The 22,964-nt window shown below is 68.0% G+C and carries 20 protein-coding genes; 10 read left to right on the top strand and 10 right to left on the bottom strand.

The annotated features are described in order from the left end of the window. Positions 1-299 precede the first annotated feature (299 nt). The 4 genes from D3A60_RS06565 to D3A60_RS06550 all read right to left on the bottom strand — a co-directional run bounded on the left by D3A60_RS06565 (position 300) and on the right by D3A60_RS06550 (position 8,697). Complete coding sequence (locus tag D3A60_RS06565; protein ID WP_119717922.1) at positions 300-1,754, bottom strand: ATP-dependent nuclease; 1,455 nt, start codon at positions 1,752-1,754, stop codon at positions 300-302. Then, a complete protein-coding gene (locus D3A60_RS06560) occupies positions 1,751-2,956 on the bottom strand; it encodes a DUF262 domain-containing protein (protein WP_157981413.1) in 1,206 nt (401 codons plus the stop codon). The genes D3A60_RS06565 and D3A60_RS06560 overlap by 4 nt, the downstream gene beginning before the upstream one ends. A 346-nt stretch (positions 2,957-3,302) precedes the next feature. Beyond that, positions 3,303-5,090 (bottom strand): CPBP family intramembrane glutamic endopeptidase, encoded by a 1,788-nt coding sequence (locus D3A60_RS06555; RefSeq protein WP_157981412.1) that lies wholly within the window; start codon positions 5,088-5,090, stop codon positions 3,303-3,305. An 82-nt stretch (positions 5,091-5,172) separates the two neighbouring features. After that, complete coding sequence (locus D3A60_RS06550; RefSeq protein ID WP_119717919.1) at positions 5,173-8,697, bottom strand: methylmalonyl-CoA mutase family protein; 3,525 nt, start codon at positions 8,695-8,697, stop codon at positions 5,173-5,175. A 353-nt stretch (positions 8,698-9,050) separates the two neighbouring features. Between D3A60_RS06550 and D3A60_RS14480 the strand changes: the two genes are divergently transcribed. Together D3A60_RS14480 and D3A60_RS06540 are read left to right on the top strand one after the other, a co-directional pair. Further along, positions 9,051-9,200 (top strand): hypothetical protein, encoded by a 150-nt coding sequence (locus D3A60_RS14480; protein ID WP_157981411.1) that lies wholly within the window; start codon positions 9,051-9,053, stop codon positions 9,198-9,200. A 49-nt stretch (positions 9,201-9,249) separates the two neighbouring features. Further along, positions 9,250-10,518 (top strand): 2OG-Fe(II) oxygenase, encoded by a 1,269-nt coding sequence (locus D3A60_RS06540; RefSeq protein ID WP_231120427.1) that lies wholly within the window; start codon positions 9,250-9,252, stop codon positions 10,516-10,518. 111 nt (positions 10,519-10,629) lie between these two features. Here the strand turns inward: D3A60_RS06540 and D3A60_RS06535 are convergent, their stop codons facing one another. From D3A60_RS06535 to D3A60_RS06515, 5 genes are all read right to left on the bottom strand, one after another. Continuing rightward, complete coding sequence (locus tag D3A60_RS06535; protein ID WP_119717917.1) at positions 10,630-11,130, bottom strand: group I truncated hemoglobin; 501 nt, start codon at positions 11,128-11,130, stop codon at positions 10,630-10,632. A gap of 20 nt (positions 11,131-11,150) precedes the next feature. Beyond that, positions 11,151-12,098 (bottom strand): DUF3034 family protein, encoded by a 948-nt coding sequence (locus D3A60_RS06530; RefSeq protein WP_119717916.1) that lies wholly within the window; start codon positions 12,096-12,098, stop codon positions 11,151-11,153. Between the two features lie 136 nt (positions 12,099-12,234). After that, positions 12,235-12,615, bottom strand: coding sequence for a COG4315 family predicted lipoprotein (locus D3A60_RS06525; RefSeq protein ID WP_119717915.1), 381 nt, complete (start codon positions 12,613-12,615; stop codon positions 12,235-12,237). Between the two features lie 120 nt (positions 12,616-12,735). Next, positions 12,736-13,863 carry a hypothetical protein gene (locus D3A60_RS06520; protein ID WP_119717914.1) on the bottom strand — a complete coding sequence of 376 codons (1,128 nt, stop codon included), beginning with the start codon at positions 13,861-13,863 and terminating at the stop codon, positions 12,736-12,738. Further along, positions 13,860-14,528: a cupredoxin domain-containing protein gene (locus D3A60_RS06515; RefSeq protein ID WP_119717913.1), complete on the bottom strand. Its 669-nt coding sequence runs from the start codon at positions 14,526-14,528 to the stop codon at positions 13,860-13,862. The genes D3A60_RS06520 and D3A60_RS06515 overlap by 4 nt, the downstream gene beginning before the upstream one ends. 291 nt (positions 14,529-14,819) lie before the next feature. On the opposite strand from D3A60_RS06515, the gene D3A60_RS06510 reads away from it, so the two are divergent. From D3A60_RS06510 to D3A60_RS06475, 8 genes are all read left to right on the top strand, one after another. Then, positions 14,820-15,923 (top strand): Glu/Leu/Phe/Val dehydrogenase dimerization domain-containing protein, encoded by a 1,104-nt coding sequence (locus D3A60_RS06510; protein ID WP_119717912.1) that lies wholly within the window; start codon positions 14,820-14,822, stop codon positions 15,921-15,923. Between the two features lie 285 nt (positions 15,924-16,208). Further along, complete coding sequence (locus D3A60_RS06505; RefSeq protein WP_119717911.1) at positions 16,209-17,366, top strand: isovaleryl-CoA dehydrogenase; 1,158 nt, start codon at positions 16,209-16,211, stop codon at positions 17,364-17,366. A 213-nt stretch (positions 17,367-17,579) separates the two neighbouring features. Beyond that, positions 17,580-18,755 (top strand): thiolase family protein, encoded by a 1,176-nt coding sequence (locus D3A60_RS06500; RefSeq protein ID WP_119717910.1) that lies wholly within the window; start codon positions 17,580-17,582, stop codon positions 18,753-18,755. Between the two features lie 129 nt (positions 18,756-18,884). Further along, complete coding sequence (locus D3A60_RS06495) at positions 18,885-19,238, top strand: hypothetical protein (protein ID WP_231120426.1); 354 nt, start codon at positions 18,885-18,887, stop codon at positions 19,236-19,238. A gap of 160 nt (positions 19,239-19,398) precedes the next feature. Continuing rightward, a complete protein-coding gene (locus D3A60_RS06490) occupies positions 19,399-19,776 on the top strand; it encodes a hypothetical protein (protein ID WP_119717908.1) in 378 nt (125 codons plus the stop codon). A gap of 151 nt (positions 19,777-19,927) precedes the next feature. Beyond that, positions 19,928-21,538 carry a carboxyl transferase domain-containing protein gene (locus D3A60_RS06485; protein ID WP_119717907.1) on the top strand — a complete coding sequence of 537 codons (1,611 nt, stop codon included), beginning with the start codon at positions 19,928-19,930 and terminating at the stop codon, positions 21,536-21,538. A gap of 166 nt (positions 21,539-21,704) precedes the next feature. Next, positions 21,705-22,259: a bactofilin family protein gene (locus D3A60_RS06480; protein WP_119717906.1), complete on the top strand. Its 555-nt coding sequence runs from the start codon at positions 21,705-21,707 to the stop codon at positions 22,257-22,259. Further along, entirely contained in the window at positions 22,256-22,627 is a 372-nt protein-coding gene (locus D3A60_RS06475) for a hypothetical protein (RefSeq protein ID WP_119717905.1), read from the top strand. The genes D3A60_RS06480 and D3A60_RS06475 overlap by 4 nt, the downstream gene beginning before the upstream one ends. A 93-nt stretch (positions 22,628-22,720) precedes the next feature. Here D3A60_RS06475 and D3A60_RS06470 read toward each other — a convergent pair whose 3' ends face one another. After that, entirely contained in the window at positions 22,721-22,963 is a 243-nt protein-coding gene (locus D3A60_RS06470) for a DUF6587 family protein (protein WP_119717904.1), read from the bottom strand. Position 22,964 lies beyond the last annotated feature (1 nt).

The raw sequence follows: 22,964 nt of genomic DNA, 5'->3' as shown, positions 1-22,964 counted from the left end.
TCCGTTGTTTTTCCGTGTGTGCATGCACCGGCAGCGCCGGATGCGTCCTTGCTCCGCCATCGTCCGTGGGCGGTTGATCGCTGACGGGCGATCGGAGCGGGGGTGACTTTGGCAGAGATGGCATGCGGTCGCCAAGGGGGCCCAATCTGTGCTTCCCCAAGCGCCGACTCGTAGGCGCATTCGCCGAATCCAATTAGCGAATCTATCGGCTCAGACAAACGATGCCGCAATCTCAGTGTGCCCTACCAGTGCTGTTGCTGGGATCAGCGGTGAACCTGAACCCTGTTCTGTTACTTGGCTTATACTGCCAAGCTAAATCTTTCTGCGTCTTTAACGAACGCCTCAACCTCACCTTCGTTACGCTCGGCCCAGCCAAGAGCAAGCATCCGAATGAGATCCGAATAGGGAATGCCCAACGCTGCGGCCAGTGAATACGGCCAGTCGTGATGGTCACACCCATCCGCCTGCCCAAATGCCATTTGATAGCGACTGACCTCCACACGAAGACAAGCCGCAATATCCTTCGGATCTGAATTGTCGCAAAAATTTCTCAGAAAGCGCTCGGGAGGAACATCTCCTGGGAGATAGATTACTCGCTCGTCCTGTAGAGTTCGCGCCCTCTGATCTCCGTCAAGCACCCCAACATGCGCCACCGAGCGTAGGCTTTGCGGGAGCACTTCAAGCGCCCGCAGAACATTCGACTCACCCCTACTGATAACATATTCAACCAGGCCAGAAAGGCGATTAGAGTAGCGATCGACGAGAGTTCTAGAGATGATCTCTCCCGCCAAGTCCTCGACAAAGAAAACGAAAGATCTGTCGGAGATCAACCCGAGCCGTGAAATCAGATCGGACGTCCGGGGCGGACTTTGCATAACGACACTGCCTGCGGAGCGGGCAACATAGACAATCTCGCTACTTTCAAGTCGCGTGGCAATCGCTCCAGAATGAGAAGTCATAATGAGTGTGATCCCACGTTCAGCCACAAACCTCGCAAGCGTGTCCACCAAAGCCACCTGAGCCCGCGGAGACAAAAATGCTTCGGGCTCTTCCACCAGAGCAAGCGAGCCAATCTCCATACGGCCGAACAGCCAAATCAAGTACAGGACAGCGAGCTCCCCGTAGCCCATATCTGGAGAGTCGTACGTAACCCCATAAGCTTGCACCCGAAAGTACGGCACAGTGCAACCGAATGCCGTATCCTCCAACTCAAAAACAAGGATCTCCTGATAGGTTCGCCCAACTATATACGCGACGGCCTCTGAATCGGGTGCTGAGAACCGCGCAGGCTCAACTCCCTCCAGATAGTCGTTAAAGTTTGCGTCATTTTTTATGAACTCGAGCAATGCGGGAATATGCATACCGGCATCTACGAGCGACACCTTACGAACACCATCCGCTGGACAAAAATGACCAGCGATTTCTACTGAGCTAGTTAACTCGGTCGAAGGAGCTCCGGCCTCCTGCCCGGCAATCTCAACGCTTACGCGAACGACTTGACCACCGTGGGGCCGACTATAGTTACCACGTTGAGCAATAGAACCATCTGGGGAAAGGGCGTGGTAAATGAGATGTAGCAGGGAGGATTTCCCTGCACCGTTCTCGCCGCACAACAAGGTAAACGGCTTGAAGAACGCGAACTCACCATCTGAAAGCCTTGAAACGCCGCTCCACTCAACATTAATCCTTCGTATGGGACGCCGCAGAGTCTTTCGAGCTACCTTCCAGATGTCAGGGATGTGAGCTCGCTTCACAGCTCAACCCCCCAGTCGAGACCGAATGCAAGGTGATCTACGGAGAACACACCCTCGCAACCAGAATTAACCAGCTGATAGAGCTGCTGGCGCGAAGCGTTATCAGATGAGTAGCGAATGTAACGACTCTCGAGGAAGTCGAAGAAGAACAACCAGATCACCAAGTCCCTGAGTGTCACGGACATGACGTCTGCAACTCTTGATGTCGATCGATCGACATAGGTATACATCGCGTCGGCCGACAAGGACGGCGGAATTCGTATCACGCCCTCTGCGATAAATTCTAGACCTCCTTCTCCGGATAGACCACGCGCGACAAATTGTTCTCGCTTCTGCTCGAACTCTTCCATAAAGGAGGAGAGAGTATTGCTCGAGACGGATGCTTCGCGCATCGCGACCGAGAAGAAAACGAGCCATGACTGCGCCGTCGCCTTGTTCAGACGAAGAGGCATGTCAGCCCTTCGCTGCGACTCAGCCATTACTACAAGCGCCCGCGAAACGGCGGCAACCGAATTCTCTGAAAACTCCTCGCCTTTCCGGTATCGATCTGCGAGCGCACTCGATGTAGCTTTAACCCTTAAAGTGCGCGACTCCAAGACATAAAGGGCACGGGCCAGTACGTCGTCATAAGCCATCCGCGCATTTGAAAACCCGAAAACTCCACCCGCAAGGCCCAGCACTTCTAACTGATCTACCAGGCGCTTAACCTGTCGCCTTGTTTCGCCGAAGAACGCGTTCCGTTGCTCAGCGGCTGTCAATGATGACAAGTGATTGAGTCGATAGAAAAGCTCTCCAGGCTCGGCAGGCTCAAAGTCCACAAGGGTGAATATGCGGATAGAGAATCGAAGAAACCTTCGCTGCTGCTCATGACTAAGCTGAGAGAACCGCTGCCCATGCATGCCCCACGTAATGGGTGAGAACGGCTGAATTCGACCATCAATCGCGAACTCGTCATGAATAAATCCGCGGATCGCCGAAAGTCGCTGCTGCCCGTCCAAGACTGAGAGCTTCTGACTGTCCTCTTCGAGAATCAAATGGATCGGAGGCACATGCCAGTCGCGGAGCACGCTGTCTATCAAGCGCTGACGCTTTCCGACAGGCCAGATATCCCCCCGTTGGAACTCCGGCTGCAGATCAATCTCATCGCTATCGATCCGCCTAACCAGCGTTTCAATATCTGGATCGCTAGGAATCAAGCGCATCGGATGGATTCCTTCATTTTGGCGACCGGGACAATCACATGTTCCTCCTGCATTCCCCGCGCACATCGTACAACGCATGGCTGATCCGCTCGAACGAGTGCGTCTTCACCGCGTTCCTCGGACTGACGAATACATTGCGGCTTTTTTGCGGGCGGTCGCCTTGTTTGGCGGCGGGAGTCCATCGGCGAAGAACGCGTTGCGGTGGGCTTGGTGGCCTTGGACGCTCTCGATCTACTGGCTCTTCTCGCGTTCGGTCGACCGGATCGGCTCGACATCGACACCAGGTCGGGCTGTGAAGCCTGCCCCTTTACGCTTTGTTCTTTTCGCCGGACCAAGTGCTGCGGCGTCAGTTGTAGTGGATCACCAGGATCACCGCCAGCATGTTGTTGAGCACATGCAGCGCGATCGCCGAGCCCAGGGAGCCGCTGCGGCGCACCAGCCAACCGCCCAGCAGGCCCATCGCCAGATAGAACGGGAGCCGCGGCCAGTCGTTGTGGCTTACGGCGAATAGCGCCGACTGCAGGAGGTTGGCCCACGCGAAGCCGATGTGCCGGCTGAGCCCGCCCAGCAGCAGCCCACGGAACACGATCTCTTCCGCCACCGGGGCCACCACCGCCATCAGCAGCAGGGTGACCGCCAGGCCCGCCTCGCTCGCGCCGCCCTTGGCCAAGGCCTGGACCATCTGCGTCTGCTGCGTTTCGGCCCCACCCGCGCCGCTGTGGAACCAGCCGAGCAGGCTGCCGATGGCCAACAGGCCCATCCACGCCAGCAGCACCCGCCCCGTCGAGCCCCACGTGGGCGCGCCGCCGATGAGGTGCCGCAGGCCCATGCCGCGCGCGCCAAGGAGCAGGCAGGCCAACCCGGCCGTCGTGCCCCACAGCATCACGCGGAACATCGCCCCGGGGTCGCCGACATCGCCTTCGCCGAGCTGGCTCACGACGGCACCCGGTTCGACCATGGCGCCCACGGCCAACGGCACGACCAGGAACACCGCCATGCCGAACCACGCGTGGCGCAGGCCGACGCGCTCGAACAGCGGCACCGGCACGCGGCCCGCGAGGCGTCGGGTGAGGCCGCGGTAGTGCACCGGCACGAGGATGACGGCAGGCAGCAGCGCCAGCATGAGCAGCATCGCGCCGGCCATGATCACGCCCGCCAGCATCGACGGCTTGATGAGCAGCATGTGCGGGGCTGCCGTCAGCACCTGGGCGAACCGCTGCGCGTTCTCCGGCAGGTTGTCGCCGTCGGTGAGGTCGACCAGGTCCGCCGCGGCGGCGTAATTGCCCGTCGCCAGCGCCACGTCGAAGCGGGCCTGCTTGACCTCGGCCCCCTTGCCGGTGGACGCCTTCAGCAGGCGCGCGGCGCTGGCGAGGTCGCCGGCATGCAGGTGCACGCGGCCGGCCAGGTCGTCGTTGATCTCGAACTTCGCCGACGCGTACCGGCGCAGCTCGCCCAGCGCCACGCGCCCGTCCGGCAGTGCGAGGGCGGCCTTGATGCGCCCTTCGGCGATCCAGCGTTCATCGGCCGGCGGCGCCTGTGCCAGCAGCCGGGCACCCGCGGCGTACTCCTGCTGGCTGGCGTGGTATTCCACCGCAGTGGCCAGGCGCGTGCGATCGCCCAGGCCGACGGACTGCACCGCGAGCTCGCCCGCGCGCGCGTCGTTGTCCTCGTAGCCGTGCATTTCCGACAGGTGCGCCAGCAGCTTCGCGCGCAGCGCAGGCGCCCAGGCATCGGCCTGTTTCAAAAGGGCCTCGCCCGCCTCGACGGCCTCCTCGCCCCACAGCTGTTGCTGCAGGTAGAGGCGCGCCTCGGGCGACCTGGGATGCGCGGTGGTGAGGTGCTGCTGGCAGGCCTCGAGCTCCGCGGGCGCGCCTTCGACCCACTCGCCGTACTCCTCGTCGGTGAACGCGGCGATGTATTCGCACCGCTTCACCGCGAGCGCGGCGTCCTTCGGCGCGGCCTGCAGGGCGGCGTCGAAGCGCTGGAGGACCTCGCGGTAGGCATCGGCCTTCCGTGCCTTGACCAGCTCAACGGATTCCTGCGGATCCGGGGCGGCCTGCGCGAACGCGGCGCTGCTGACGGTGACGAAGGCGGCCGACGCGATCAGGCGCCAAAGCGCGGTGCGGATGGTCATGCGACTCCCTGTTGCGCATGGTGGATAACAAAAAAGGCGCGCCCGATGGGCACGCCTCTTCTCGCGACCCTTGCCAGTCGCGTTACATGTTGCGGCGGTACTCCCCGCCCACATCATAAAGGGCATGGCTGATCTGGCCCAAGCTGTGGGTCTTCACCGCGTCCATCAGGCTGGCGAACACGTTGCGGCGCTCGCGGGCGGTGGCCTGTAGCGGCTTGAGGCCGTCGGCGGCGAAGGCGTTGCGGTTGGCCTTGTAGCCGGCGACGTTCTCGATCTGCTGGCCCTTCTCGCCTTCGGTCGAGCGGATCAGTTCGATCTCGGTGACGATGTCGCCGCCGTGGTCCTTCGGCAGGAAGGTGTTGACGCCGATCAGCGGCAGGCTGCCGTCGTGCTTCTTGTGCTCGTAGTACAGCGACTCTTCCTGGATCTTCCCGCGCTGGTACATGGTGTCCATCGCGCCGAGCACGCCGCCGCGCTCGCTGATCGCCTCGAACTCCTTGTAGACGGCCTCCTCGACCAGGTCGGTGAGCTGGTCGACGACGAAGCTGCCCTGCCAGGGGTTCTCATTGAAGTTCAGCCCCAGCTCCTTGTTGATGATCATCTGGATGGCGACGGCGCGGCGCACGCTCTCTTCGGTCGGCGTGGTGATCGCCTCGTCGTAGGCGTTGGTGTGCAGCGAGTTGCAGTTGTCGAACAGCGCGTACAGGGCCTGCAGCGTGGTGCGGATGTCGTTGAACTGGATCTCCTGCGCGTGCAGGGACCGGCCGCTGGTCTGGATGTGGTACTTCATCATCTGGCTGCGCGCGGACGCGCCGTAGCGCTCGCGCATGGCGCGGGCCCAGATGCGGCGGGCGACGCGGCCGATGACGGTGTACTCCGGGTCCATGCCGTTGCTGAAGAAGAACGACAGGTTCGGCGCGAAGTCGTCGATCTTCATCCCGCGCGCGAGGTAGTACTCGACGATGGTGAAGCCGTTGCTCAGGGTGAAGGCGAGCTGGCTGATCGGGTTCGCCCCGGCCTCGGCGATGTGGTAGCCGGAGATGCTCACCGAGTAGAAGTTGCGCACCCCGTTGTCGACGAAGTATTGCTGGATATCGCCCATCATCCGCAGCGCGAACTCGGTGCTGAAGATGCAGGTGTTCTGGGCCTGGTCCTCTTTCAGGATGTCGGCCTGCACGGTGCCGCGCACGGTGCGCAGGGTCTCGGCCTTGATCTTCTCGTAGACGTCGCGCTCGACGACCTGGTCGCCGGTGACGCCGAGCAGCCCCAGCCCGAGGCCGTCGTTGGTCTCCGGCAGCATGCCGCTGTAGGTGGGGCGCACGCGCCCTTCGAACATCCTTTCGATCCTGTCGTGGGCGGCGTCCCAGCGGGCCTGGTCGGCGCGCAGGTACTTCTCGACCTGCTGGTCGATCGCGGTGTTCATGAACATCGCCAGGATCATCGGCGCCGGGCCGTTGATCGTCATCGACACCGACGTGCTGGGCGCGCACAGGTCGAAGCCGGAGTACAGCTTCTTCATGTCGTCGAGCGTGGCGATGTTGACGCCGGAGTTGCCGATCTTGCCGTAGATGTCCGGGCGCGGCGCCGGGTCTTCGCCGTACAGCGTGACGGAGTCGAACGCGGTCGACAGGCGCGCGGCCGGCTGGCCGACCGACAGGTAGTGGAAGCGGCGGTTGGTGCGTTCGGGCGTGCCCTCGCCGGCGAACATGCGGATCGGGTCCTCGCCGGTGCGGCGGTACGGGTACACGCCACCGGTGTACGGGTAGTAGCCGGGCAGGTTTTCCTTCTGCAGGAACGTCAGCAGCTCGCCCCAGCCCTTGAACTTCGGCGCGGCGATCTTCGGGATCTTCTGGTGGCTCAGCGACTCGCGGTAGTTCTCGACGCGGATGGTCTTGTCGCGGACCTGGTACTCGTTGACGTCGTCGGTGATCGACTTCAGCCGGGCCGGCCACTCGCGCAGCAGCTTGAGCGCTTCGGACGAGAGCGTCTGCACGGCGTCGTTGTAGCGCTGGCGCAGGGTCAGCAGGCTGCGGTCCGGCGCGGCGTCGGCCGGCACGGGGACTGCAGGCGACGGGCTGTCGGGGACGTTCGTGCCCGCAGGCGCGACCGGCGCGGCGGCGCCCGGGGTGACGTCGGCGCTGTCGTACAGGTCGAGCGCCTTCGGCAGCTTCGCGTCGCCGAGTTCGTGCAGCGCCTGCCACAGCGACTGCGCGCGGTCGGCGACCTCGGCCTGGGTCTCGATCTGGCGGTTGATGCCGCGGCCCTGCTCGGCGATCTCGGCCAGGTACCGCACGCGGCTGCCCGGGATCAGCACCGTGGCGCGCGGCTCGCGCAGACTGGTGTCGAGGTGCGGGGTCCACTTCTCGGCCGGCAGGCCGAGCTTCTCGCGCAGCAGCCGGCACAGGTTGGCGAACATCCAGCTGATGCCGGGGTCGTTGAACTGGCTGGCGATGGTCGGGTAGACCGGCACGTCCTCGTCGGGCGTCTGGAAGGCGACGCGGTTGCGCTTCCACTGCTTGCGCACGTCGCGCAGCGCGTCCTCGGCGCCGCGCTTGTCGAACTTGTTCAGCACGACGAGCTCGGCGAAATCGAGCATGTCGATCTTCTCGAGCTGGCTCGGCGCGCCGAAGTCGCTGGTCATCACGTACATCGGGAAGTCGACGAGGTCGACGATCTCCGAGTCGGACTGGCCGATGCCGGCGGTCTCGACGATGACCAGGTCGTAGCCCAGCCCCTTGAGAAAGCCGACGCAATCCTTCAGCACCGCGTTGGTGGCCACGTGCTGGCGGCGGGTCGCCATCGAGCGCATGTACACGCGCTTGGAGCGCAGGGTGTTCATGCGGATGCGGTCGCCGAGCAGCGCACCGCCGGTGCGGCGGCGGGTCGGGTCGACCGAGATCACCGCGATGCGCATGTCGGGGAACGAGGCGAGGAAGCGGTTCAGCAGCTCGTCGGTGACCGACGACTTGCCGGCGCCGCCGGTGCCGGTGATGCCGATGACCGGGGTCTTGCCGCCGGCCAGCTGCCACTGCTTGCGCAGGTGCGCGAGCTGGGCCTCGTCGAACACGCCCTCCTCGATCGCGCTGAGGGTGCGGCCGATGGTGATCTCGTCGTCGATGTCGGGCGTGGCCTTGGGGTCGGCCGCGTTGCGTCGGCCCTCGCCGGCGCGGCGGATGACGTCCTCGATCATCGCCACCAGCCCCATGTGCATGCCGTCGTTGGGGTGGTAGATGCGCTCGACGCCGTAGTCCTGCAGCTCGCGGATTTCCTCCGGAGTGATCGTGCCGCCGCCGCCGCCGAACACGCGGATGTGGCCGGCGCCGCGCTCGCGCAGCATGTCGACCATGTACTTGAAGTACTCGACGTGGCCGCCCTGGTAGCTCGACAGCGCGATGCCGTCGGCGTCTTCCTGCAGGGCGGCGCGGACGACGTCCTCGACCGAGCGGTTGTGGCCGAGGTGGATGACCTCGGCGCCCTGCCCCTGGATCAGCCGGCGCATGATGTTGATCGCCGCGTCGTGGCCGTCGAACAGGCTGGCGGCGGTGACGAAGCGCAGCGGGCTGGTCTCTGCCTGCACGTCGGGGAGGTTGCTCGCGGGGGTGCTCATGGCGCGGCCTTTCAATACGGTTTCAGCTGATACCGGATTGTAGCGCGGCGGGCGCGCCGCCCGGCCGGACGCGCCTGCGCCGCGCGCGTGAACCGGCCGCGCGCGGCGTGCATCCGAGCGTCTGCCGCGCGCGTAATCCACCACGCAACCGGCAAGGGTTGCGTGCTCTCTCTGCTGGCGATGTCCGCGACGGTCCCCCTCCCTCCCTCCTGTCCCGGGATGGCCGTCGACGTGACACGACCGGGCCGTCCCTGCCTTGTGGCGGCCCGGTTTTTCTTTTTTCCGCGCTGCGCGCCGCACCGGGGCATGCTGTGGGCCGATCCCGGTCCGCACCCACCCGCCTCCACCCCGCGATGCCCGACTCCCGCGCGATGCCCGACCGCCCCGCCCCGACCTCGCGACGCGCCGACCGGTACGCCGCGCTGCTGCACGGCGCGCTGATCGTCGCGCTCGTGCTGTTCAAGGTCGTGCTGCTGGGGGCGTTCGTGCTGATGGCGCGCTGACCGGCCGCGGGGTGCGGGGCCGCCGGCGGCTCGGTTACGCTGCGCCGCGATGACCGTCCACGACCCCGAACTGCACCAACTGCGCCTGGCCGCCGCGGCCAAGGTGCCGACGGCGTGGTTCACGCTCGGCTCGGCGCTGGTCGCGCGCCAGCAGATGGAAGAGGCCTACTCCTGGCACCTGCGCGCGGCGCAGGCCGGGCTGGCGAACGCGCAGATCGAAACGGCGCGGATGCTGATGTACGGGGTCGGCACCGACACCGACGTGGTGGGCGCGATCGGCTGGCTGCTGCGCGCCGAGCAGGCCGGCAGCCCGATCGCCGGGTACTTCCTGGCGCTGATCGCGCTCGGCGGCACCGCGATGCCGAACGACTCGCGGATCAACGAGCGGCTGTTCACCGCGATGCAGGCCGACTACCCGCCGGCGCTGCGCGCGGCGGCGATCCACTTCGGGCGCAAGCCGAACGAGGCCGACCAGGTCTCCAGCCTGCAGCTGTTCGAGCGCGCCGCCGAGCGCGGCGACGCGGTGTCGGCGCGGCTGCTGGCCGAGCGCCTCGACCGCGGCGAAGGCTGCGCGCCGCAGCCCAAGGCCGCCGCGCAGCTGCGCGTGCAGCTGGCGCAGCGCGGGATCGGCCCGCTGCCGCGCATCGCCGTGCCGCTGCCGCCGCCCGACCGTCGGCCGGCGCGCCGGCTGGCGCTGGAGGAGCACCTCGACCTGCCGCCGGTGCAGCTGCTGTCGGCGCGGCCGAAGGTGATGCAGGTCGACCGGCTGCTGTCGGCCGACGAGTGCCGGCTGCTGGCCGCGTGCGCCGAGCCGATGCTGCGGCCGTCGCGCACGGTCGACCCGGAGACCGGGCTGCCGCGCGCGATCGAGCTGCGCACCAGCCACGACGCCGCGTTCGACCCGGTCACTGAGGACCTGTCGCTGCGGCTGGTGCAGGTGCGCATGGCGCACGCCGCACGCCTGCCGCTGCCGAACGCCGAGCACCTCGTCGTGCTGCGCTACCAGCCCGGGCAGGAGTACCGCCCGCACCGCGACTACTGCCCGCCCGGCGCGATCGAGCGCGACCACCCCGAAGCCGGCAACCGCGCGCGGACGATCTGCGTGTACCTCAACGAGGTCGAGGCCGGCGGCGAGACGGAGTTCCCCGTCGCCGGCGTGCGCGTGCAGCCGCAGGCCGGGCGCGCGGTGATCTTCGACAACCTGCACGACGACGGCTCGCCCGATGTCGACTCGCTGCACGCCGGCGCGCCGGTGCAGCGCGGCGAGAAGTGGCTGGCGACGCTGTGGATCCGCCAGGGCCAGTACCGCGGGTTCTGACGTCGGCGCGGCAACGCGGTGACGTGGCGACGCGGCGGTCGATTCAACTTCCCGAAACGAACGCGGCGGCCCGGAGGCCGCCGCGTCGTGTGCAGCACTGGCGCATTCGCGTCAGCGGGTGATGACCTCGCGGTGCATCGGCGCCAGCACGGCCAGCAGCTTGTTCTGCGAGCGGAACGGGATGCCCTTGCGGTTCATCGCGACCTGCAGGGCCTCGACCAGCGCGTTGAAGTCGGCGCGGTCGATCGCGAACGCCGCGTGCGACGACTTCATGTCGCGGCCGCTGTAGGTGCAGCCGCCGCCGAGGATCGCGCAGAACTGCTCGGCGAGCTGGCGCTTGATCCGCACCTGGTCGGTGTTCTCGAAGAACGGCCGCAGGCGCGCATCCTCGAGCATGATGGCCATGAAGTCGTCCATCAGCGCGGTCATGCCCGGCATGCCGCCGAAGTCCTCGAACACGCCGACCAGCTCCGGGTGCACGGGCGCGGGATTCGGCGCGGTCGGGTCCATCGCGGCTTCGGCGGCGGGCGCCGGGGCGTCCATCGACTGGGCGTGGGCGGTGAGCGAGGCGGCGGTGAGGGCCACGGCGAGCGCAATCGTGTGCAGTTTCATCGTTGGGGTCTCCGTGGGGCTCAGAAGCCGACCTGCAGCGAGGCGTAGACGCCGCGCTGGTTGTCGGCGATGACGATGTTGCCGAGGTCGACGTACGCGACCGTCAGCGAGACGTTCTTGACCGGCGCCCAGGCGACGAACACGTCGTACGCGTCGTCCTCGACGGCGATGTTGAGGTTGTCCGGCTTGGTCCGGTACTCGGCGCCGATCGCGAGGTTGCGCGTCAGCAGGTACGCGGCCGAGGCTTCGAACTGCGCCTGGTAGCCATCGTCCTTGTCGCCGCCGAAGCCGAGGATGCCGAACTGGTTGGCCTCGGTGAAGCGCACGGTGCCGTTGAGCAGCAGGCTCTGGTTGAGGAACAGCTTGGTGGCGCTGATGTAGACGTCGGTGCCGCTGTCGTCCTGCGCGCCGATCGCGCGCACCAGCGCGCCCTGGTCGTTGCGCTTGTGCTGCACGCCGATCGCGATCTGCGGCAGCGCGGAGTCCTGCTCGAGCACGGCGTCGCCGGCGATGCGCACCTTCAGGCCGATCACGTCCTGCTTGATCGTGAAGCCCTGGCCGAGGCCGAGCGCGGCGCCGACGTTTTCGGTGTCGAACTCGTTGCGCGCGAAGCTGAGCTCGACGCGGTCGTAGAAGCCGACCAGCGCGCCGAAGCTGTCGAGCGTGTAGTCGTCGACGCCGACGCGGGTGTAGAACGCGTTGGCGCCGATCTGGTCGCGCGTGCCGTAGCCGCCGATCACGGCCCACGGCGTCAGCCCGCCACCGGCGGCGCCTTCGACCTGGGTCACGCCGCCGGTCAGCAGCAGCTTGCCGCTGCGGCCGGCGGCGGTGTCGGCTTCGACTTCTTCTTCGGCCGGATCCATCGCGTTGAGCGCGTCGGCGTCCTGCGCGTGGGCCGCCAGGCTTGCCGACGCGAGCGCGAGGCACAGCAGCAGTCGCCGGGCGGCGACCGTTGGATTGGATTGCATTGCAGACTCCCCTCTAGTGGTACGACTGTTGGAATCGCCGTTGATGGGGTCGGCGCGTTCGGGTTGCTTTACGCGCTCCATGCCGGCGCAGATGCAGGCGAACCGGAGCGGACGACGAACGTGGGTTCGATGGGGATCAGCGGACGAGGTGCCAGCCGGCAACCGCTTCGCCCGTCGGCGCGGCGGAAGGGCGGTCGCTGACCCAGTAGTACAGCGGCATGCCCTTGAATGCCCATTGGCGGCGGCCGTCCTTGCGCACGACCAGGGTGAAGTCGCCGGTCGGCGCGTCGGCGTCACCGGCCAGCAGGGGCGGCCACAGGACCGCGCACTGCGCGTAGCAGTTGCTCGTGCCGGCGGTGTCCTTGTCGTAGGTGTAGAGCGCCCGGCCGGCGGTGTCGGCCAGGAAGCCCGGCGCACGGTTGACCGGCGGCCCGCCTGCATGGGCGCAGACGCCGGCCATCCCCAGACTCAGGGCCAGCAGGGCGGTCGAGGCCCTGCGTTTCAATTTGGTTCTCATGCGCCCCGCTCCCGTCGGCCGAGGTGACCGACGCTGCAAGAGCTACGCCAGGGCTGCGTGCGCAGAGGCACGCGCGCGTTGCCTCTGCAGTGATCGATTCCGCTGCTCCGATTGCAGCCTTCAATTGGCGGGCGGGTCCCACGCGCGCCACGTCGGCGGTTGATTCGCGTTCTCCGCGCGCACCGCGTCGCCCGGCATCGGCCGGCGCAGCCCCTGCAACATCACGTTGAAGGCGGCGGCCAGCGTCGCCAGCGGCGCCGCGCCGTGCGGCACGGCGTGCAGGTGCATGTCGCCGCCGGACGCACGGTCGAACAGCGCCAGCAGCGCCTGCGCCGGTGCGACGACCTGCGAGCGCCAGCGCAGCGCGAGCACCACGCACAGCGCCCACAGCGCGAATGCGACCAGTACCGTCGGCAGCAGCTGCGGCAGGGCCGCGCGCCGCGCGGCGTCGACCGACGCGAGCATCAGCCAGCGCGCATCGGGCGCGCCGAGCAGCGGCGTCGCCGCCACTTCGAACGCAGTGCCGGAGACGTCGACGCGATCGGCCTCGACGCCGGCCGCGCGCAGCGCAATCGAAAGTTCGCGCTCCGGTGCCGCCGGCAGCGAGGAACCGAACACGCGCGCGCCGTCCGCCAGCAGGCCGACGGTGGCCACGCCGAGGCCGCTGACACCTGCGATCTCGCGCGCAAGGGCGCCGTCGACCGGCAGCGCCACGACGAGGTAGCCCTCACTGGAGCCGTCCTCAGACAGCGGCAGGATGCCGACGTGCAGCAGCCGGCTGTCGTCGCGCCAGAGGCCGGCGACGAAGGCCTGCTGCTCGATCGCGCGCAGCACCAGCGGATCGACCGACAGGTCGCGGCCGGCCGCGAACGCACGCGTGGACACGATGCCGACGCCCTGCCCGTCCAGCACCGCGGCGTCGCCGAGGCCGAGCTGGTCGCGCCGTTCCTCGAGCAGGTCGAGGATCGACGTGGTGTCGACCGGCACGCCCGGCAGCGCGCCGCCGAGCGCCTGCGCGACGTAGCCAACGAACGCCTGGCTGCCGGCGATGGTCTGCGCGCGCAGCTTCAGGGTGTCGCGGTGCTGCTGCTCGACCAGCCGCTGCGCGGCCAGGCCGGCCTCGCGCTGGCGGGCGACGCTAGCGTCGAACGTGAGCCGGTACTGCCAGCCGATGATTGCAGCGAGCGCGAGCGCCAGCAGCGCGATCGCCAGCCACAGCCGGCGCTGTCCCGCGGCGATCGCGATCACGGCCGCGCCCCCGCCGGCGCACCGGCACGCGGCCGCAGCGCGCGCAGCTGGATCGCGTAGTCGCCCGGGCGGGCGGTGACGGGCCGGGACTCGGCGCGCGCGCGCGGGTGCCAGAACACCAGCGTGCCTGGGCCATCGGGCACGCCGGCGAGGTCGAAGCGGCCGTCGGCCATCGGGCGGGTGTAGTACGGCGTGTCGAGCACCAGCACCGTCGCGCGCATGCCCTGGTGGACGTTGCAGTTGACCTGCACGAGGCCGGCGCGCGGCAGGCGCGCCTCGCGGACCTCGCCGGGGCCGTAGGTCCCCAGGTCGAAGGTGGCGCCGGGCGACTTCGAGTAGACGTTGTGCAGGATCTGGTCGCGGTTCGGGAATGCCACCGTGCTGTCGGCCGGCACCACCAGCGTCGACGGCGCGAAGCCTTTCGAGTGGGTGTCGATCGAGTAGCGACCGGGGCGCGCGCGGGCGCCGGCGGCGGCCTGAGGCAGGAAATAGACGACGCCCTCGCCGACCTCGCCGGGCACGACGGTCTGGCGGGGCCCGGCGACGAGGTCGACGCGGCCGCTGAGGCGCTGCGCGGCATGGGCCGGCGCGAGGCCGGCGAACACGGCGCAGGCGGCCAGCGCCAGGGCCACGCGCGGCGGCGCGGTGCGGTTCGAACGAGTCATCGGGTCCCCTGTCGGCGCGGATCGGCAGGCAGACGCGTCAGGCGTCCGGGTAAAACTGCGATCCAACGCCCACTTTTACGGGGCGCGTTCCGACGCGGATGCACGCGCAACTCCGGGGGAATGGGCCGGACTGCATACCGTGCCGTATCGGCCAGTTGCTTTAGACTACCGCCCCTGCGCCGGCCGCCCATCGCGCCCCGCAGACGCAAATCCGTTCGGATTCAATGACTTGTCAATCAAAGCCAGCGTAACGCGCAAAGCGCATTCCGTTACGCCGACGCGGAGCACCCGATGATTTTCGAAACCCTGGACACCTTCGGCCACGAGCAGGTCGTGTTTTGCCACAACAAGGACGCGGGCCTGAAGGCCATCATCGCGATCCACAACACGGTGCTCGGTCCGGCGCTCGGCGGTACGCGCATGTGGCCGTACAAGACCGAGGCCGACGCGCTGAACGACGTCCTCCGGCTGTCGCGCGGCATGACCTACAAGAACGCGGTGGCCGGCCTGAACATCGGCGGCGGCAAGGCCGTGATCATCGGCGACCCGGCGGTCGACAAGTCCGAGGCGCTGTTCCGCGCGTTCGGCCAGTTCGTCGAATCGCTCGGCGGGCGCTACATCACCGCCGAGGACGTCGGCATCGACGTCAACGACATGGAATACGTGTACCGCGAGACCGAGTACGTCACCGGCGTGCACCAGGTCCACGGCGGTTCGGGCGACCCGTCGCCGTTCACCGCCTACGGCACGCTGCAGGGCCTGATGGCGACGCTCAACAAGCGCTTCGGCGACGAGGAAGTCGGCAAGTACTCCTACGCCGTGCAGGGCCTCGGCCATGTCGGCATGGAGTTCGTGAAGCTGCTCAAGGAGCGCGGCGCGAAGATGTTCGTCACCGACATCAACAAGGGCCTGGTCGACCGGGCGGTCAACGAGTTCGGCGCCGAGGCCGTGGGCCTGGACGAGATCTACGACGTGCCGGCCGACGTCTACTCGCCGTGCGCGCTGGGCGGCACCGTCAACGAGCAGACCCTGCCCCGCCTGAAGGCCAAGGTCATCTGCGGCGCGGCCAACAACCAGCTGGCCAACAACGCCATCGGCGACGAGGTCACGCGTCGCGGCATCCTGTACGCACCCGATTACGCGGTGAACGCCGGCGGCGTCATGAACGTGGCGCTCGAGCTCGACGGCTACAACCGCGAGCGCGCGATGCGCATGATGCGGACGATCTACCACAACCTCGCGCGCATCTTCGAGATCGCCGAGCGCGACGCGATCCCGACCTACAAGGCCGCCGACCGCCTCGCCGAGGAGCGCATCAGCGCGATCGGCAAGCTGAAGCTGCCGCTGGGCCGTGCGCAGCCGCGCTTCCAGGGGCGGATTCGCGGCGGGCACTGATTCATCAGTCCTGCGACTGATGAATCCCCAAGGTTGTGCTCCGCAAAACCTTGGGCCCCGAGTCACGGCCTCCACATCCCCCGCCGCTGTCGCGGCGCCCCCCTTGACTCAAGGGGGGCTGGAGGCACGATCCGCGGCGCAGAGGTGTGCACGGCGCATCCTGGCTTGAAGAACGCCCGTATCAGCGGGCGTTTTTCGTGTCCGGCCCCGGGTGGGGCGACGCGCTAGAATTTTCGACTCACGACGGCGGCGTCGCCGCCCGTCCCTGCCACTACAGGAACCTGCATGCGCCCTTTTCCCCTCGGTGAAGAAATCGATGCGCTGCGCGAGGCCGTGCGCCGGTTCGCCGATGCCGAAATCGCCCCGCGCGCGGCGCAGATCGACCACGACAACGCGTTCCCGCAGGACCTGTGGCCGAAGCTCGGCGAGATGGGGCTGCTCGGCCTGACGGTGCCGGGAGAGTACGGCGGCAGCGACATGGGCTACCTCGCCCACCTCGTGGCGATGGAAGAGATCTCGCGCGCATCCGGCTCGGTCGGCCTGTCTTACGGCGCGCACTCGAACCTGTGCGTGTCCAACCTCTACGCCAATGGCAACGAGGCGCAGCGCGCGAAGTACCTCCCGAAGCTGTGCAGCGGCGAGTGGAAGGGCGCGCTGGCCATGAGCGAACCGGGTGCCGGCTCGGACGTGGTCGGCTCGATGTCGTGCCGCGCCGAACTGCGCGGCGACGTCTGGGTCGCCAACGGCAACAAGATGTGGATCACCAACGGCCCCGAGGCCGACGTGCTGGTCGTCTACATGCGCACCGCCGGCAAGGAGGCGGGCAGCAAGTGCATGACCGCCTTCATCGTCGAGAAGGGCATGAAGGGGTTCAGCACCGCGCAGAAGCTCGACAAGCTCGGCATGCGCGGCTCCAACACCTGCGAGCTCGTGTTCGCCGACTGCGAGATTCCGGCCGGGAACGTGCTCGGCGAAGTCCACCACGGCGTCAAGGTGCTGATGAGCGGCCTCAACACCGAGCGCCTGGTGCTCAGCGGCGGTCCGCTCGGCCTGATGCAGGCGGCGATGGACATCACCCTGCCGTACGTGCGCGAGCGCAAGCAGTTCGATGCCGCGATCGGCACGTTCGGGATCATGCAGGCCAAGGTCGCCGACATGTACACCGCGCTGCAGTCGGCGCGCGCGTTCGCCTACCAGGTCGGTCGCGACTACGACGCCGGCCACCGCAGCCGCATCGACGCCGCCGCGTGCCTGCTGCACGCCTCCGACGCGGCGGTCCAGGTCACGCTCGAAGCGATCCAGTCTCTCGGCGGCAACGGCTACATCAACGAGTACCCGACCGGGCGCCTGCTGCGCGACGCCAAGCTGTATGCCATCGGCGCGGGCACCAACGAGATCCGCCGCATGCTGATCGGCCGCGAGCTGTTCGACGGAAAGAGCTGAGGCCCGCACGAATTGTGTCCACCGAGCTGCCGGGCCGCCCGGCGGCTTTTTTACTCGTGGACCGAGCGTCGGTACCCAGCGGCGGCGGGACAGGCCGACACAGGCCCACGCAGCCCATGGGGACAGCCGCGGGCCGGTTTGCGGCGGCGCAGCATGCAGTCGCATAATCGGGAAATTCCGACCCCGCGGTCGGCCCGCCCCACGGAGCACCCCATGAGCGACGTCGTCATCGTCGGTGCCAAGCGCACCGCCATCGGTTCCTTCCTCGGCCAGTTCACCGGCGTGCCCACCCCGACGCTGGGCGCCGCCGCGATCACCGGCGCGCTCGAGCATGCCGGCGTGGCCGCCGATCAGGTCGACGAGGTGATCATGGGCTGCGTGCTGCCGGCCGGCCTCGGCCAGGCGCCGGCGCGCCAGGCGGCGCTGGCCGCCGGGCTGCCGACCTCGGCCGGCTGCACCACGATCAACAAGGTCTGCGGCTCGGGCATGAAGGCGATCATGTTCGGCCACGACCTGATCAAGTCCGGCTCGGCCGCCGTCGTCGTCGCCGGCGGCATGGAGTCGATGACCAACGCCCCGCACGTGCTCAACAATTCGCGCACGGGCATCCGCTATGGCAGCGCCGAGATGCTCGACCACATGGCGTGGGACGGCCTGACCAACCCGTACGACGGCAAGGCCATGGGCGTGTTCGGCGACGCCACCTGTGCCAGCTACGGCCTCGACCGCGAAGCGCTCGACGCGTTCTCGGCCGAGAGCGTGCGGCGCGCGCAGGCCGCGGTCACCGGCGGAGCGTTCAAGGACGAGATCGTCCCGGTGACCGTCAAGGGCCGCAGGGGCGACGTGGTCGTCGACACCGACGAGGAACCGGGCAAGATCGACGCCTCGAAGATTCCGACGCTGCGGCCGGCCTTCGGCAAGGACGGCGTGCTCACCGCGGCTTCGTCGTCGAAGATCTCCGACGGGGCCGCCGCGACCGTGCTGATGAGCGCCGACGAAGCGGCCCGACGCGGGCTCACGCCGCTGGCGCGCATCGTCGCGCACGCCGGGCACGCGCAGGCGCCGGAGTGGTTCACCACCGCGCCGGTCAAGGCGATCCAGAACGTGCTCGACAAGGCCGGGTGGTCGGTGGCCGACGTGGACCTGTTCGAGATCAACGAGGCGTTCGCGTGCGTCGCGATGGCGCCGATGAAGGACCTCGGCATTCCGCACGAGAAGATCAACGTCAACGGCGGCGCCTGCGCGCTGGGCCACCCGATCGGAACGAGCGGCGCCCGCCTCGTGGTGACGCTGCTGAACGCCCTGCGTTCACGTGGGAGCAAGCGCGGCGTGGCCTCGCTGTGCATCGGAGGCGGCGAGGCGACTGCGATTGCAGTCGAGATTGGCTGAAAGGTTAAAAACGTGTAGGGATAAAAATACCGGACAAGCCGCTTGACACGCGTCACCGGCTTGTCATCATGTTATTGGCGCGCACTAGCGCGTTGCCTAACTAAACGACGAGGAAACCGCATCATGACCATGAATAAGGCGCTGATCGCCCTGGCCCTGGGCTTCGCCCTGGCCGCCTGCTCGAACCAGCAGCAGGCCGAGGATTCGGCCGCTGAGGCCGCCACCGAGGCGACCGAGGCCCAGGCTGCTGCCGACGCCGCTGCTGCCGGCGGCGACGCCGCTTCGGCCGACGCTGCCCAGGCTGCTGCCGACACGGCTGCTGCCGCTGCCGACGCCGCCGCCACCTCGGCTGACGCCGCTGCCGCTTCGGGCACCGCGACCGCCGCTGACGACGCTGCTGACGCCGCCGAGAACGCTGCCGACGCCGCCGAGCAGGCCAAGGACTCGGCTGAAGAGGCCGCTGCTTCGACCGAGCAGAAGTAATTCCGCTCTAGCTGGTGCGTTACCTGGCGAAGCCGTCGGACCTCCGACGGCTTCGTCATATGTGTTGTCGGATAATCCGAGCCGTGTGGCCGGAGGGAATTTCACGCCGGCTTCGCTGCTCCCACAGTGTCATCCCCGCCACGCCCTTCGGAGATACCCCATGAACACCAAGCTCTATGTGCTCGCCGCCGCCGCTGCCTTCGCGCTGACCGCCTGCAACTCGCCGACTGCCGACCAGAAGGCTGCCGAGGCCGAGGCCAACGCCGAAGTCGCCGGTGCCGAAGCCGCCCAGGCCGCTGACGCCGCCGGCGAAGCCGCTGTCGCCGGTGCCGAAGCTGCTGGCGCCGCTGCTGCCGCCGCCGCTGGCGCTGCTGCCGCGACCGTCGACGCCGCCGCTGATCCGGTGCAGTCGGCGTACGAGGAAGGCAAGGCGAGCGCCGCCGAGTCCGTCGGCAACGCCGCCCAGGACGTGGCCGACTCGATGAAGCAGGAATCGGCCGAGGCCGAGGCCGAAGCCGACGCCGAGAAGAAGGACTGATCCTCCAGCGTCATATGGATCCGGAAGGCCCGCGCAAGCGGGCCTTTCTTTTTCTCGGCGCGCGCCTCCGCCATCCGGCAACGCGCGGTCGTCTGGCCTCGACCCAGCGCATGTGCTTTGATGCCGGGCCGTCCCCGCCGCCGATGACGCAATGCCCGCGATCCTGTCCAAGCTCGACCCGCGTTCGACCGAGTTCCAGGACAACGTCGCGTACCACCGCGCGCTGGTCGACGAACTCGACGCCCGGCTGACGCGCGCCGCCGGCGGCGGCGGCGAGAAGGCCCGCACGCGGCACACCGAGCGCGGCAAGCTGCTCGCCCGCGACCGCATCACCGCCCTGCTCGACCCGGGCTCGCCGTTCCTCGAGATCGCGCCGCTGGCGGCCGAGGGCATGTACGACGACGCGGCGCCCGCGGCCGGCATGGTCTGCGGAATCGGCCGCGTGATGGGGCAGGAAGTCGTCGTCGTGGCGAACGACGCCACCGTCAAGGGCGGCACGTACTTCCCCATGACGGTCAAGAAGCACCTGCGCGCGCAGGAGATCGCCCGCGAGAACTGCCTGCCGTGCGTGTACCTGGTCGACTCCGGCGGCGCGTTCCTGCCGCTGCAGGACGAGGTGTTTCCCGACAGGGAGCACTTCGGCCGGATCTTCTACAACCAGGCGCGCCTCAGCGCGGAGAACATCCCGCAGATCGCGGTCGTAATGGGCTCGTGCACCGCCGGCGGCGCGTATGTACCGGCGATGTGCGACGAGAGCGTCATAGTCAAGGAACAGGGCACGATCTTCCTCGGCGGCCCGCCGCTGGTGAAGGCGGCGACCGGCGAAGTGGTCGATGCCGAGACGCTCGGCGGCGCCGACGTGCACACCAGCATCTCCGGCGTGGCAGACCACTTCGCCGAGGACGATCGCCACGCGCTGCAGATCGCGCGCGACATCGTCGCCAGCCTCAACCGCACCAAGGTCCTGCCGGTGTCGGTGCGCCCCGCCCGCGAGCCGCTGTACGCCGCCGACGAGCTCTACGGCATCGTGCCGAAGGACACGCGCCGGCCGTTCGACATCCGCGAAGTGATCGCGCGGGTGGTCGACGCAAGCGAGTTCCAGGAGTTCAAGGCGCGCTACGGAAAGACGCTGGTGACCGGCTTCGCCCACGTGCACGGCTACCCGGTCGGCATCGTCGCCAACAACGGCATCCTCTTCGCCGAGAGCGCGCTCAAGGGCGCGCACTTCATCGAGCTGTGCAACCAGCGCGGCATTCCGCTGGTGTTCCTGCAGAACATCACCGGCTTCATGGTCGGCAAAAAGTACGAGCAGGCCGGCATCGCCAAGGACGGGGCGAAGATGGTCACCGCGGTGGCGTGCTCGCACGTGCCGAAGTTCACCGTCGTCATCGGCGGCAGTTTCGGCGCCGGCAACTACGCGATGTGCGGGCGCGCGTACGGCGCGCGGTTCCTGTGGATGTGGCCGAACGCGCGCATCAGCGTGATGGGCGGCGAGCAGGCCGCCAGCGTGCTGGCGACGGTCCGTCGCGACGGCATCGAGGCCGCGGGAAAGGTGTGGACGTCCGACGAGGAGGAAGCCTTCAAGGCGCCGATCCGCGACCAGTACGAGACGCAGGGCAATCCCTACTACGCCACCGCGCGCCTGTGGGACGACGGGATCATCGATCCGGCCGATACGCGTCGCGTGCTCGGGCTGGGTCTTTCGGCCAGCCTCAATGCGCCGATCGACGAGCGCACCCGGTTCGGCGTCTTCCGCATGTAAGCGTCCCGAGGCGCTTGCGCGCCGCGCAGACAGCTACGTGATCGCGGGATGAACGCCAGCCGGGTCACGGTCCGGATCAGTGGTCGAAGTCACAACGCCCGCTGACTGCGGTGCTAGCCTCGATGGACTCGCATCCCGTCCATCCCCCTACGAGGAAGCTTCGACCATGGCGATCTTCAACCAGCCTGCCACGCCCAAGAAAGACCCCGCGCCGATGCCGCCCAGCCCGGCGCAACCCGAGTCCGCGCTCAAGCGCGAACCCGACCCGGCCAACGAATTCTCGTTCGCGCAGAGCGCGGCCCCCGCTCCGGTGACCGCCGCCCGCACCGCCCCGTCGGCCGAGCCGATGGCGAAGGAGTCTCTGATCGCGTCCGACCTGACGATCGAGGGCAAGATCCAGGGCGCCGGGCACATCCGCATCGCCGGCAAGTTCAAGGGCGACGTGCACGTCGACGGCGACCTGACGGTGGAAGTGGGCGCCAAGGTCAACGGCGGCGTGCGCGCGCGCAAGGTCGTCGTCGCCGGTGAACTCGAGGGCAACGTCGAGAGCGCGCAGCGCGTCGAACTGCTCGAGAGCGGCGTGATCGTCGGCGACGTCAAGGCGGGGTCCGTCGTGGTCGCCTCCGGCGCGCGCATGCGAGGCCAGGTCGAGTTCGGCTGGGAAGACAAGGACGGCGGCAAGAAGCCAGGCGCCAAGACGGAGAACGGCGCCGGCGCATGAACGCCGTGCGCCAGGGCGCGCCCGGAGCCACCCGGACGTGCCCGCACTGCAAGGCCACCATTCTCGAAAGCGCCAGCGTCTGCCCGGCGTGCAAGCACCACCTGCGCTTCGATCCGGACACCGCGGCGGGCAAGGCCGAGAAGTTCTCGGCGCTCAACGTGGAAGGCACGATCCGTCGCCCGCCCGGCGACGGCGCGTGGGAATACACGATGGTGCTGGCGATCCGCAACGAACGCGGCGATGAGATCGCGCGCCACGTCGTCGGGGTCGGCGCGCTGACCGATACGCAGGAGCGCACGTTCACGCTGGCCGTTGAGGCGGTGGAAGTGCGCGGCTACCGCGCCGGCAAGGGGCGCGGCCGCTTCTAGCCGGGCCCGCCCGGGACTGGCGGAGTGCATGCGTCCAAGCGGCGGCGCGCGCACTGCGGCGCGCCGGCCACTTCGATCCCGAGACGCCTCGCGTCAGTGCGCGGGGCCGCAGCCGCCGCACGTGCCGCAGCCGTCCTGCGCCGCGCGCGGTGCGGGCGCAATCCGAACTCCGAGGCGGTGCAGCCACCCCGGCTGCTGCGCGCGCAGCAGCGGGACTGCCAACCTGACCCGGAGGCGGCGCACGGCGTCGGGGAACTGCCGGCGCGCCACGTAGCCGGCGCTGGCCGACACGGCCAGCGCAATCACCAGGTACTGGGCGAGCAGCGCGGCGTCCACG

This window comes from Cognatilysobacter tabacisoli, assembly GCF_003586305.1.
Taxonomy (GTDB): domain Bacteria; phylum Pseudomonadota; class Gammaproteobacteria; order Xanthomonadales; family Xanthomonadaceae; genus Cognatilysobacter_A; species Cognatilysobacter_A tabacisoli.
Note: the sequence above shows the minus strand (reverse complement) of the source record. Positions and strands in the feature narration are given on the sequence as shown.